This window comes from Pseudaestuariivita sp., assembly GCF_052825805.1.
In genome coordinates this window covers 290,318-302,442 of record NZ_JBRBVB010000015.1, presented here as the reverse complement: position 1 = coordinate 302,442, position 12,125 = coordinate 290,318, and the positions used below count along the sequence as shown (strand labels likewise).

The following is a 12,125-nucleotide window of genomic DNA, read 5'->3' as shown; positions in this document are numbered from 1 at the left end:
GACGTAATTGCGCCCCGATGGCATCATTTTGTTAGGCGATCACGCGCTATGCACCGGGCACGATACGACCCGGAATAATGAGTGCAGGCAGGACGCGAGCAATGTCCAAGAGTACCGCGCCCGAGGGCGGCGCACCGCGGATCACCGCGGTCACATGCGTGAAGAACGAGGGCCCGTTCCTGCTGGAATGGATCGCCTTTCATCGCCTGATCGGCGTGACCGACTTTCTGTTCTATTCGAACGATTGCGACGACGGCACGGACCTGATGCTGGACGCGCTTGCCGCGCGCGGCGCGCTGGTGCATCTGCCGAACCCCGCCGAGGGCCGCAACTACCAGATGGAGGCGCTCAAGGCGGCCGCCCGGCATCCCGTGGTGCAAGGCGCCGACTGGGTCTGGATCGCGGACGTGGACGAGTTCCTGAATATCCATGTGGGTGATCACACCATCCCGGCGCTGATTGCGGCCTGCGGCGATCCCCAGGCGATCTCGGTGACGTTCCAGTTCATGGCGAACGGCGGGATCGAAACCTTCGAGGACCGCCCGGTGACCGAGCAGTTCGCATGGTCACACAACCCCGACATCTGGTGCGCCGAGACGGCGATCGAGGTCAAGTCGCTGGTACGAAACGACTTTCCCCTGCATTACTTTGGCGCGCACCGTCCGTTCTTTCGCGGCGGTCTGGCCAAGGCGGACCGCCCGCGCTGGACCGACGGGTCCGGGCGCGCAGTGCCGGAGACCTACCTGTTGGCCGCCAACAAGCGTCGGATCCGCAAGTTTCCCGCCAAAGGCGCACGCGTGCATGCGACGCTCAACCACTACGCGCTGCGCTCGCTCGACAGTTACCTCGTCAAGAACGACCGGGGCGACGTGAACCGCGACAACCGCGCTTTTGACGACACCTACTGGCGCGAGCGGAACGATGCGGCGGTGCGCGACACGTCGATCCACCGCTACCTGCCGGCGCTCGAGGCAGCGCTGGCGGAGATGAAGCGTGACCCTGAGATTGCCCGCTTGCACGACCTGTGCGTTGCGCGGCACATCGCCAAACGCGACGCGCTGCTGGATCAGGACGCCTACCGCGCCATGCGCGACCAGCTGCGCGCGGCGCCCACCACGCCTCCGGGGGAGACTGAGCTGCTCAAACGGATCGGAGCGGCGGCGTGAGCCTCAAGGTGATCAACCTCGGCCTGCCGAAAACCGGCACGACGACGCTCGCACGCGCCTTGCGCCGGGCGGGGCTCAGCGTGGCAGACCACCGGATCAAGGCCAAGCAGACGGACGATCCGGCGCTGCAGGGCCTTTTTGTCGGGGCGCAGATGTACCGCGACTATTTTGCCAGCGGTGATCCCCTGCGCATCTTGCAAGGCTTTGACGCCTTTACCGAAATCTCGACGCTGACCGGGCGGCGTTCGGTCTGGCCGCAGATGGACTGGGGTCTCTTGCAGGCAATCCGCACGCATCATCCGGGCGTCAAGTTCCTCGCCTCACGACGCGACCCGCGCGATCTTTCGAACGCGATGCTGCGCTGGGGCGATCTGGCAACCGAGCGGCTGCCGAAACGGGCGGTACCGGGCCTGCCGCACGGCTATGGCAAGACGACGCGCGAGCGGATGATCTGGATCGCCGGGCACGACGCGCATCTCGACCGGCTCTTTGCCGGGGACCCGGATTATCTGGCCTATGACATCACCGACCCCGACGCGCCGCGCAAGATCGGTGCGCATATCGGGCGCACGCTGCCGTGGTGGGGCAAGGCAAACGCCAATCCCAGGACGCTTCAAGAGGTCGCGCGATGAAGATCACGTTGCACATCGGGTGCGACCCGTGGGTCTCGGCGCGGCTTCAGGCCGTGATGGACGCCAAGCGCGGCGCGCTCGCTGGCAAGGGCGTGCTCTACCCCCGCAGTCCCGGACGGCGCAACCACACCCGGCTTGGCATGGCGGTGTCTGACCCGGCGCGCGTCGATCTGCTGCGCGCGGCCCGCGGCTTTACCGACCCCGCGCGGCAGGCAGAGCTGCAAAGCGATGTCCTGCAGGCCCTGCAAAAGGAGATCGCCGAACACGCGCCGAAGCGACTTATCCTGTCGTGCCAACAGCTTGGCACGCAGCTGGTGAACGGAGCAGAGCTTTCCCGGCTCAAGGACCTGCTCACCCCGCTCTCGCCGGAGATCGAGGTTGTGCTGTCCGTGACTGAACCCGCCACTGCGCTGGCCCGGCACTATTCTGAGGCCGTGCTCGACGGGCGGCGCAGCGATCTGGACCACGACCTGAAGCTGCTCGAGGCACCCTCGTGGTGGCAGGCGGCGCGGGACAGCCAGCCCGCACCGGACGCGCAGAACGGGATTTTCCCCGAAGTCCAGGGCGCGCCGCATTGGCTCGACACCGCAGACCTCGTCACATTCTGGCAAAGCGCCTTCGACACTGTGCGCCTGACCAGCTGCGACGAGGCGGAGCTGGCCTCCGATGCCGCCCCTGCCGAGATCTCGCGCATGCTGGACCTGCCCAAATTCGGAAAGGCTGACCCGGCGCGGCGTCCAACCCTCCCCTCGGCGGCGTGGCTGTCGCGCGGCGCGGCCTACAACGACCTTCTTCTGCGGCTGATCGCGACCGACGGCCTCACGCTGCCACGCAAGTTCACCCGTCGCCTCATCGCCGAGTTGCACGTGGACGGCCCGGCGCTTGACCCCGGCGCGCTTGGCGCCGTCTCGGACCGCTTCGCGCCGCAGCTTGCGGACCTCGCGCAGCACCACCCCCGGCTCGATCCCACGCATCTTGCGCGCCCCGCGCAAACCGAGCCCTGGAGCCAGCCCGACATGCAAAACCGCTTCCGCGCCAGCCAGTACCTGCTGTCGGACCTGCCGCGCATCAAACGCACCGACAAGGCGGCCAAGGCTGACGCCAAGGCCGAAGCGCAGGACACCGCGCCCACCGCGCTTTCCCAGACCGCGCGTGCGATCCTGCCGGAGGCGGCACAAAAGAACTTCGCACGGCTCCAGCGCTCCGCCTTCCGACCGCACAACCGGCTTGGCATGGTCAACGAGGAAGCGCTCGCCGAAGCCTTTGCCCCCGCGCCCACGCGCGACTTGCCCAAAGGGTCCAGCGGCAACGTCATCGTCGCCTGCATGAAGAACGAGGCGCCCTACATCCTCGAATGGATCGCTTACCACCGCGCGATCGGCGTCGACAATTTCCTCATTTACACCAACGGATGTGAAGACAGCACCTCGACCGTCCTCGACCGCCTGGACGCCCTTGGCATCGTCCAGCACCGCCAGAACGAGGACTGGAAAGGCAAGTCGCCCCAACAGTTTGCCCTCAACCAGGCGCTCAAAGAACCGGTCGTGCAGAACGCCGACTGGATCATCCACATCGACGTCGACGAGTTCATCAACATCCGCTGCGGCAATGGCACCCTCGCCGACTTCTTCGCCCGCGTCCCGGGGGCCACCAACGTCGCAATGACCTGGCGCCTCTTTGGCCACAACGGCGTCACGGCCTTCGACGACCAGCTGGTGATCGACCAGTTCGACACCTGCGCCCCCAGCTTTTGCCCAAAACCGCACACGGTCTGGGGGTTCAAGACGATGTTCCGCAACATCGGCGCCTATCAAAAGATGTCCTGCCACCGCCCCAACAAACTCGAAGAGGCCCGCGCGAGCGACGTCGCTTGGGTCAACGGCTCGGGCAAGGACATCACCGCCGACGTCATCAAGAACGGATGGCGCTCGTCCAAGGGCAACATCGGCTACGACCTTTTGCAGCTCAACCACTACGCCCTGCGCTCGGCCGAGAGTTTCCTGATCAAGCGCCAGCGCGGGCGGGCGCTGCACGTCGACCGATCGATCGGGCTCAACTACTGGATCCGCATGGACTGGTCCGACCACACCGACATCACGATCAAGCGCAACATTCCCCGCGTGCGCGCCGAGATGGACCGCCTGATGGCCGACGACCAGACCCGCGCGCTGCACGACGAGGGCGTCGCCTGGCACCGGGCCAAGGCGGACGCGCTGCACAAAATCCCCGAGTTTGCAGAGCTTTACGACCAGGCGCTCAAGCTGAAACTGACCGAGACCGAGCGTGTGGCCTACGCCCTCGCCCTTGATTTGGAGAGTTAACGATGGACGACCAACAGGGCTTCCAGCCACGCAACCCGTTCTTGCGCTCACGCGGCCTGCGCATCCCCAAGCACCCCCAGTTCACCACGGGCCAGGTGCGCGGCGCGCTGCGCGAGGACCGCTACGAGCTCAAGGAATCGAACGCCGCAAAGCGCATCATCAATGGTGACGACGTGGTGCTCGAGCTGGGCGGCGGCATCGGCTACATGTCTGCTTTCATGGCGAAAGTCTGCGGTGCCAAGCACGTGCACACATTCGAGGCGAACCCGGCGCTCATCCCCTACATCCACGAGGTCCACGCCGCCAACGACATCGAGAACGTGACCGTGCACCACGCGCTGCTCGCAGGCCGCGCCTCCAAGCCGGTGCCGTTCTACGTGCGCAAGAACTTCCTCGCCTCCTCGATGGACAAGGAGAACGCCGAAGGCATCATCGAAGAGGCGTCGGTCGAGGTCCTCGGCCTCAACGCCACGCTCAAGAAGGTCAAACCGACTGTCCTGATGTGCGACATCGAAGGGGCCGAAGCGACGCTGCTTCCGCAGGGCGACTTCACCGGCCTGCGCGCCGCCGTGATCGAAACACACCCTCAGTGGATCGGACAGGCCGGCGTGCAGGCGGTGTTCGACACGATGCACAAGGCTGGGCTGACGTATTTTCCCAAGGCGTCGCACGGCAAGGTCGTCGTCTTCCGCAAGGACTTTTGATCGGCCATGCGCGCGCTGGCGGTCCTGTGCGTGCGCAACGAGGCGGCCTTTCTGCTCGACTGGCTGGCGCATCACCGCGCCTGCGGATTCACCGATTTCCTCGTCTTTTCAAACGATTGCGACGATGGCACGGACCGGATGCTGGATCGGCTCGCGGAGCTGGGCGGGCTGACGCATGTGCGCAACGACGGGCCGTACGATGCGCGCGGAGTGCAGTTCACGGCGCTGAAAATGGCCGGAAAACTTGACGTGGTGCGGGATGCGGACTGGATCCTGCCGCTCGACGTCGACGAGTTCGTGAACATCCACGTGGGCGATCACACGCTTCCGGCTCTCTTCAAGGCCGTCCCGCAGGGGGCCGCGATCACGCTCACTTGGCGGCTCTTCGGCAATGCCGGGCAGGTCAATTACCAGGACACGCCCGTCCCCCAGACCTTTACCCGCGCCGCGCCCGAAATCATGGCCTGGCCTTGGCGTGCGGCGATGTTCAAGACGCTCTATCGCAACGACGGCACCTACCGGAAGCTGGGGGTGCACCGTCCCCGCGACCCGGTGGAGGAGCGACTCGAGAGCACGATCTGGGTCGATGGCAACGGCGAAGCGCTCGACGACCAGTTCAAGACGCGGCGCATCTTTTCGAACTTTGGCCGGCCCATGTACGGCCTCGTGCAGCTCAACCACTACCCGCTTGGCGCGATGGAGAGTTACGTGCTGAAAGCCAACCGGGGCCGCGCGGTGCACAGCGATCACGTGCTGGGCCTCGACTACTGGGTGGAGCGGAACTTCAACACCGACGAAGATACCTCGATCCTCGCGCTTGCGGACCAGACGGCTGAAGAGCGTGCCAAGCTGGTCGACGACCCCGAAATTGCCCGACTGCATGCTGAGGCCGTGGCCTGGCGGAAGGCACGTTTCAACGCACTGATGGCCGAAGAGCCCTACCGAGCGCTTTTTGGGCGTCTGATGATGACGCCGCCCTCTCAGCCGCTTCCCGAGAACGCGGCCCGGATGCTCCGAGCCCACGCGGCCCGGTCGCAAAAGGCTCACTGAAAGGCGATCTGCGCCTTTATCGTCTGGGTGCGGTCGCTGGCCAGCGCGAAGCCTTTCACCGCGTCCTTCATCGGCACCGTGTGGGTGATCAGCGGTTTCACATCGATCCGCCCCGCACGCATCAAGTCCACGCCGATGGCGAACTCGGGATGAAAGCGGAAGGAGCCAAAGACCTTGAGCTCCTTTGTCGTGATGGCGTGCATCGGCATCATCATGTCGCCGCCCAGCCCCACCTGCACGAGGGTCCCGCCGGGCCGCATCGCGGGCACGGCGCCGGCAATCGCTGCCGCCACGCCGGTGCATTCAAACAGCACGTCGAAAAGGCCTTTGTTCGCGGTGTAGGCATCGAGCGCATCCGGTGTCTCGGCAAGGTTGTGCGTCCGGTCCGCGCCTACCTTTGCCGCCAAACCCAGCGTGAAGTCCGTCAGGTCCGTCGCCACAACCTCTGCCGCACCCGCTGCCCGCGCGAGCAGCACACAAAGCGCACCGATGGGTCCAGCCCCCGTCACCAACACCCGCTTTCCAAGCATATCCCCCGCGTGGCCCGCCGCGTGCAAACAGACCGCGAGCGGCTCGGCCATCGCCGCCTCCCCGGGCGTCAAGTCTCCGGCAAACACGCAGTGCCGCGCCTCGGCGATGATGTGCTGGCGGAAGGCGCCTTGGATATGTGGCATTGGCATCGCCGAGCCAAAGAAGCGCATGTCGAGGCAGAAGGCGTGCTTGCCCGCGTCGCAATAGGCGCAGTTCATGCAGGGCCGCGAGGGGCTGAGCGCAACGAGATCGCCAACCTTGAACGTGGTCACACCTTCGCCGAGCGCGGTGACATGACCCGACACCTCGTGCCCTAGGATCATCGGCTGGCGCAGGCGCACCGCGCCAAAGCCACCGTGGTGGTAATAGTGCAGGTCCGAGCCGCAAATCCCACCCGCCGCCATCGCCACCGCGATCTCGCCGGGGCCGGGCGTGCCGACGGCTTGCTCCTCGATCCTCAGATCGTGCACATCGTGCAGCATCAGAACCTTGGTCATCTAAATCACCGCTTTCTCGACAATCGGCGCGTTCCGCACGATCCGGTCAAAGGCAAAAGGCGTCATGTCGAGGCTCCGGTAGGCGCCATAGGTCAGCCACTCCGCCGTGCCGCGCCCCATCGCGGGCGATTGCTGCAGGCCGTGTCCTGAAAAGCCGTTGAGGAAGACAAAGTTCTCAACCTCAGGGTGCGCGCCCATGATCGCGTTCTTGTCAAAGACGTTCATCGCGTAATGGCCCGCCCACTCGGACTGCACCTTGATCGCCTCGAACTGCGGGATGCGGGTGGCGATGGCGGGCCAGGCGTGCTCCTGCCAAAAGCTGTGGTCCATGGCGAAATCGTCAAAGTCCACAGCCGGATCGTACTCCGTGTGACCGCCAGCCAGATAGGTACCGCCGCCGTTCTCGCGCACATGGATGCCCGAGGGGTCGATGGTCAGCGGCAGCTGCTGGCCCAGCGGGTTTTCCGCTTTGAAAATCCAGGTGAAGCGCTTGCGCGGCTCGACGGGGATGTCGATCCCGGCCATCGCAGCGGTGCGCGCGGCGCGGGGACCCGAGGCGTTGACGAGCTGGCCACAGGCGATCACGTCGCCCGAGGCGAGCGTCACGCTTTCGATGCGGGTGCCGGCGGCGTTCCTGGTCATCGCCACGACCTCGCCCTGCAGGTATTCGACGCCCCGTTCGCGCGCCTGCCTGCGCCACCATTCGAAGACTGTGTGTCCGTCCCAGTATCCTTCGTCGACCGTGTTGATCGAGCCGAGCACGATGTCGTCCACGGTGTAGAAGGGGTACGCCGCCTTGATCTCATCCGCCGTCATCAGCTGCGTCGCCGCGCCCGCTGCGCGCTGCACCTTTTGGTTGGCGCGCAGGACATCGGCAAATGCCTCCGTGTCCGCGAGGTACATGTAGCCGTAGGACTGGATGCCGAGCTCGGGGATGCGCGCGTCACCGCCCATGTAGCTGCGGATGTTCTTCACGAAATCTGCGGCGAATTGCGAGATGCGCACGTTGAGCTCGGTGCTGAACTGCTGGCGCATGCAGGAGTTGGTGTGCGCGGTGGAGCACTTTTCATAAGCCGGGTCTTTCTCGATCACGAGGACCGAGCCGTCGAAATCCGCGTTGTCGGTGAGGAACCACGCGGTCGATGAGCCCATGATCGCGCCGCCCACGATGACCACGTCGTAGCTGGCGCGGGAGGGCGTGTCGGTGAAGCCGGAGGCGGGCATCAGAACGTCTCTCCTGTCTTGGCGCGGGCTTGCGTCTCGGTGATCTCGGCCTCGGTCAGGCCGTAGGTGTCCCGCGCAATTTCGGCAGAGATGTAGCCCAGCGCAAGATCGCGGATCACCGCGTGCTTGTCTCGGTCCGAGGGGGCGCCGTAGCCCGCGCCGCCGGGGAAGGCCATGACGACCTTTGCCCCGTGCGGCACGAATTGCTTGCCCTTGCCCTGCATCGCGGCACCGTCGCTGCGGGCGATGGTCGTCGGCGCGCCGTCCGCGCCGCCGCGCCGTCCGCGCGCGGGGTGGTGGACCCGGTCGAACATCGCCTGAAAGTCGAACTCGTGTCCCTCGCGCGCGCCGACCTCCATGTGCTGGCCCAGCCCTCCGCGATGCGCGCCCGCGCCGCCGCTGTCGGGCCGGAGCTCCTTGCGCCAGATGAGCACCGGGCCGACCTGCTCCGTCGCCTCCACCGGCATCGTCATCACGCCCGAGGGGAAGGCCGTTGCGTTCATCCCGTCGAGGCTCGGCCGCGCGCCGGAGCCGCCGGAGTTGAAGGTCAGAACTTCGGCGCGCACGGCATCGTCCGGTGCAGGCGCGTCCATGCGAGGGCGCAAAGAGACCTGGAAATTGCAAAGGCACCCCGCCCCTTCGGCAGGCACGACGCCCGGCAACAGCTGGTCCAAAGCGGCGTAGACCGTGTCCGGGACCATGTGGCCGATCACGTGGCGCAGAGCGACCGGCGCGGGCCAGACTGCGTTCACGATGGTCCCCTCGGGCGCCGTGATCTCGAACGGCGCGAGGGAGGCGGCGTTGTTGGGGATTTCCGGCGCAATGGCGCATTTCAGCGCGTAGCAGGCGTAGGCCTTGGTGTAGACGAGCGGGACGTTGATCCCCTTTTTGTCGACCGGGCTGGTGCCGGTCCAGTCGCTGAGGATGCGGTCCTTTTCGATGGTCAGCCGCACACGCAGGTCGATGGGCTGGGCGTATCCGTCGATGCGCATATGCCCGTCCGCCGTGCCGGGGGTGAGCGCGTTGATGCGTTCCAGCGTGGCCTTGCGCGAGTTGGTGAGGATGAAATCGGAGATGCCGGAGAGGTCCGCCAGGTCAAATTCTTCCATCATCTCGACGAGGCGGCGATGGCCGATCTCATTGCAGTTCGCGAGCGCGTAGATGTCGCCGACGAGCTGGTCGGGTTCCCGCACGTTGCCGCGGATGATCGAAAGGAGCGTTTCGTTGACCTCGCCTGCCTCTGCGAAGCGCATGATGGGGATGTAGAGCCCCTCTTCGTGCACATCGCCTGCGTCCGCGCCAAAGCCGCGTCCGCCGATATCGGTGACATGCGCGGTGCAGGCGAAGAACCCGATGAGCGCGCCCTGGTGGAAGGACGGCGTGACGATGGTGATGTCGTGCTTGTGGCCGGTCCCTTCCCACGGGTCGTTGGTGATGTAGACGTCGCCGGGCTGCATGGTGCCCACGCCGATGCGGCGCATGAAGTGGCCGACGGCGTCCGCCATGGCATTGACGTGACCCGGCGTGCCGGTGACGGCTTGGGCGAGCATGGCGCCAGTCGCGTTGTAAACCCCGGCGGAGAGGTCCCCTGCCTCCCTGACGGAGGTGGAAAAGGCCGTGCGGACAAGGGCTTGGGCTTGTTCCTCCACCACAGAGATAAGGCGGTTCCACATGACTTGATAGGCGACGGTGCTGATCTCGGTCATGGGCGCGTCTCCTTTGCAAAGACATCGAGCGTGCCGTCCTCGAGCACGCGGACAGCGCGGCTGGCAGGGACGACGACGGTTGTTTCGTCTTCGGTGATGAGCGCGGGGCCTTGGGCTTCGGTCAGGGCGTCGCGCGGGATGACGGCGGCGTCGGTGGGTTTACCGAGGGCCGGGTCGAAAAGGGTGCGGGTGGGGTGGTCGGTTGTCGGAGCTGCGCCGCGAGGTCCCGGGTCGAGCCCGGGACGGGTTGTCTGCGCGGTGCGGGCGTTGACGGACCAGACGGTGATCTCGACCTCCATCCCCGCGACGGCACGGCCGAAGAGTGAGACGTAGGCCTCTTCGAAGAGCTCTTTGAAGCGGTTCTGGTCTGGGTTTGCGGCCTCTTCGGCGGTGAGGGAGACGGGGATTTCCCAGCCTTGGCCCGCGTAGCGCATGTAGACGCGGTGGTCGGCGAGGATGTCGGAGGTGGCGTCGCAGGAGCGGACAAAGCGGGTGGCTTCCTCGGTCATCTCCTCGAAGAGCGCGGTGACGGCGCCTGCGTCGAAGGCCGAGAGGCGCATAAAGACGGAGCGGTTCGCCTCGAAGCTGAACGGCGCGCGGAGAAAGCCGATGGCCGATCCGACGCCGGCGCCTTGCGGCACGAGGCAGCGGTCCACGCCCAGCTTTTCGCAGAGCCGTGCGGCGTGCAGGGGCGCGGCGCCGCCGAAGGCGATCATGGTGTAGCCCGCGAGGTCCTCGCCGTTTTCGACAGCGTGCACGCGGGCGGCGTTGGCCATGTTCTCGTCCACGACTTCGGCAAGGCCCCAGGCCGCCTCGGTGGCGTCCATGTCCAGGGTCTGACCGATGGCGGCGTCGAGGGCTGCCTCCGATTTTTCACGGTAAAGCGGGATCGAGCCGCCGGCGAAATTCTGTGGGTCGAGCTTGCCCAGCACCAGGTCGGCGTCGGTCACCGCAGGCCGCGTGCCGCCCCGTCCGTAGGACGCCGGTCCCGGCTCGGACCCGGCGCTTTCGGGGCCAACGCGGATTTGGTTCATCGCGTCCACATGGGCAAGTGAGCCGCCGCCCGCGCCGATCTCGACCATGTCGATCACGGGGATCGAGATGGGCATGCCGGAGCCTTTCTTGAACCGGTAGGTGCGGGCGACTTCGAAGACGCGGGCGGTCTTGGGCGCCTGGTTCTTGATGAGGCAAATCTTGGCCGTGGTGCCGCCCATGTCAAAGCTGAGGACTTTGCTGAGGCCGTGCCGTGCGGCGATGTCGGCTGCAAAGATCGCGCCACCTGCCGGGCCGGATTCAACGAGGCGGACAGGAAATTCGGCGGCGCTCTCGAGCGACATGATCCCACCGCCGGAGTGCATGAGGAAGACCGGGCAGTCCGCCCCTTCGTCCGCCAGACGGCCCTTGAGGCGCGTCAGGTAGGACTTCATCAGCGGCTTGATGTAGGCGTTGGCGATGGTCGTGTTGAAGCGCTCGTATTCGCGCATCTGCGGCGAGACATCTGACGAGAGCGAGACCATCACGCCGGGCAGTTTGGCGGCAAGCACCTCGGCCACCTGCCGCTCATGGGCGTCATTGGCATAGGCGTGCAAAAAGCCGACAGCGACGCTTTCATACTGCGCCGCGCGCAGCGTTTCTGCCAGCGCCTCAACCTCCGCCAGATCGAGCGGGATCAAAACCTCGCCGCGGGCGTCCATTCGCTCGGTCACCGTATACCGGCGGTTGCGCGCCAGAAGCGGCGGCGGAAGCTTGAGGTTCAGATCATACTGCTCGAACCGGCTCTCGGTGCGCATCTCGATCACGTCGCGAAAGCCCTGCGTGGTGATGAGTGCGGTCTTGGCGCCCCGCCGCTCGATCAGGGCGTTGGTGGCGAGCGTCGTGCCGTGGATGATCTGAGTGATCGCGCCGAGGTCGATCCCGGCTTTGCGCGCGACCTGGTGCATCCCGTCGATGATCGCGTCCTCGGGCGCGGCGTAGGTCGTGAGCACCTTGGTCGAGTGCCATCCCTCGGGCGTTTCCAGCACCACGTCGGTGAAGGTGCCGCCGATGTCCACGCCAAGTCTGATCGTCATGTGCCGCGCTCTTTGTTGTCCGTGCGCGGAGCGTAGCGGGAAGTCTCGTAGGGCTCCATTTAGAAAACCGCGCCCCGTGATGAAAATCCCTGCCACTTTGACCGGTCGATAATCTGACTTCTTTTATCGGAATTGACATTCCCGACAAAAACAGTCAGCCTGACGTCATCATGTCTCAGCCACCCGTGGTTTTCCGCGCGGGCAGCCCGGACCATCGCAACACCT

General features: G+C 65.7%; 9 protein-coding genes. 5 read left to right on the top strand and 4 right to left on the bottom strand.

The features are described from left to right. Positions 1-101 precede the first annotated feature (101 nt). From ACU0B3_RS17495 to ACU0B3_RS17475, 5 genes are read left to right on the top strand one after another with little or no spacing between them, the layout of a single operon-like run. Positions 102-1,166: a glycosyltransferase family 2 protein gene (locus ACU0B3_RS17495; RefSeq protein WP_446262167.1), complete on the top strand. Its 1,065-nt coding sequence runs from the start codon at positions 102-104 to the stop codon at positions 1,164-1,166. Beyond that, a complete protein-coding gene (locus ACU0B3_RS17490; protein ID WP_446262166.1) occupies positions 1,163-1,798 on the top strand; it encodes a sulfotransferase in 636 nt (211 codons plus the stop codon). The genes ACU0B3_RS17495 and ACU0B3_RS17490 overlap by 4 nt, the downstream gene beginning before the upstream one ends. Further along, positions 1,795-4,119, top strand: coding sequence for a glycosyltransferase family 2 protein (locus ACU0B3_RS17485; RefSeq protein WP_446262165.1), 2,325 nt, complete (start codon positions 1,795-1,797; stop codon positions 4,117-4,119). Before ACU0B3_RS17490 ends, ACU0B3_RS17485 begins: the two co-directional genes overlap by 4 nt. A gap of 2 nt (positions 4,120-4,121) precedes the next feature. Continuing rightward, entirely contained in the window at positions 4,122-4,823 is a 702-nt protein-coding gene (locus tag ACU0B3_RS17480) for an FkbM family methyltransferase (protein ID WP_446262164.1), read from the top strand. Positions 4,824-4,829: 6 nt separating this feature from the next. Then, the gene (locus tag ACU0B3_RS17475; protein WP_446262163.1) at positions 4,830-5,873 is read left to right on the top strand and encodes a glycosyltransferase family 2 protein; all 1,044 of its coding nucleotides are present in this window, start codon (positions 4,830-4,832) and stop codon (positions 5,871-5,873) included. Here the strand turns inward: ACU0B3_RS17475 and ACU0B3_RS17470 are convergent. Genes ACU0B3_RS17470 through ACU0B3_RS17455 form a run of 4 tightly spaced genes read right to left on the bottom strand, consistent with a single transcriptional unit; the run spans position 5,867 to position 11,900 of the window. Continuing rightward, positions 5,867-6,901 carry an L-idonate 5-dehydrogenase gene (locus ACU0B3_RS17470; protein ID WP_446262162.1) on the bottom strand — a complete coding sequence of 345 codons (1,035 nt, stop codon included), beginning with the start codon at positions 6,899-6,901 and terminating at the stop codon, positions 5,867-5,869. The genes ACU0B3_RS17475 and ACU0B3_RS17470 overlap by 7 nt on opposite strands. Next, positions 6,902-8,125 (bottom strand): NAD(P)/FAD-dependent oxidoreductase, encoded by a 1,224-nt coding sequence (locus ACU0B3_RS17465; protein WP_446262161.1) that lies wholly within the window; start codon positions 8,123-8,125, stop codon positions 6,902-6,904. Further along, the gene (locus ACU0B3_RS17460; protein WP_446262160.1) at positions 8,125-9,831 is read right to left on the bottom strand and encodes a hydantoinase B/oxoprolinase family protein; all 1,707 of its coding nucleotides are present in this window, start codon (positions 9,829-9,831) and stop codon (positions 8,125-8,127) included. The genes ACU0B3_RS17465 and ACU0B3_RS17460 overlap by 1 nt, the downstream gene beginning before the upstream one ends. Then, positions 9,828-11,900: a hydantoinase/oxoprolinase family protein gene (locus ACU0B3_RS17455; protein ID WP_446262159.1), complete on the bottom strand. Its 2,073-nt coding sequence runs from the start codon at positions 11,898-11,900 to the stop codon at positions 9,828-9,830. The genes ACU0B3_RS17460 and ACU0B3_RS17455 overlap by 4 nt, the downstream gene beginning before the upstream one ends. Positions 11,901-12,125 lie beyond the last annotated feature (225 nt).

Excerpts from the sequence above, each read along its gene's own strand:
- ACU0B3_RS17455 (WP_446262159.1), bottom strand. The coding sequence starts at position 11,900 with ATGACGATCAGACTTGGCGTGGACATCGGCGGCACCTTCACCGACGTG.
- ACU0B3_RS17495 (WP_446262167.1), top strand. The coding sequence starts at position 102 with ATGTCCAAGAGTACCGCGCCCGAGGGCGGCGCACCGCGGATCACCGCG.
- ACU0B3_RS17475 (WP_446262163.1), top strand. The coding sequence starts at position 4,830 with ATGCGCGCGCTGGCGGTCCTGTGCGTGCGCAACGAGGCGGCCTTTCTG.
- ACU0B3_RS17485 (WP_446262165.1), top strand. The coding sequence starts at position 1,795 with ATGAAGATCACGTTGCACATCGGGTGCGACCCGTGGGTCTCGGCGCGG.
- ACU0B3_RS17465 (WP_446262161.1), bottom strand. The coding sequence starts at position 8,125 with ATGCCCGCCTCCGGCTTCACCGACACGCCCTCCCGCGCCAGCTACGAC.
- ACU0B3_RS17460 (WP_446262160.1), bottom strand. The coding sequence starts at position 9,831 with ATGACCGAGATCAGCACCGTCGCCTATCAAGTCATGTGGAACCGCCTT.
- ACU0B3_RS17480 (WP_446262164.1), top strand. The coding sequence starts at position 4,122 with ATGGACGACCAACAGGGCTTCCAGCCACGCAACCCGTTCTTGCGCTCA.
- ACU0B3_RS17470 (WP_446262162.1), bottom strand. The coding sequence starts at position 6,901 with ATGACCAAGGTTCTGATGCTGCACGATGTGCACGATCTGAGGATCGAG.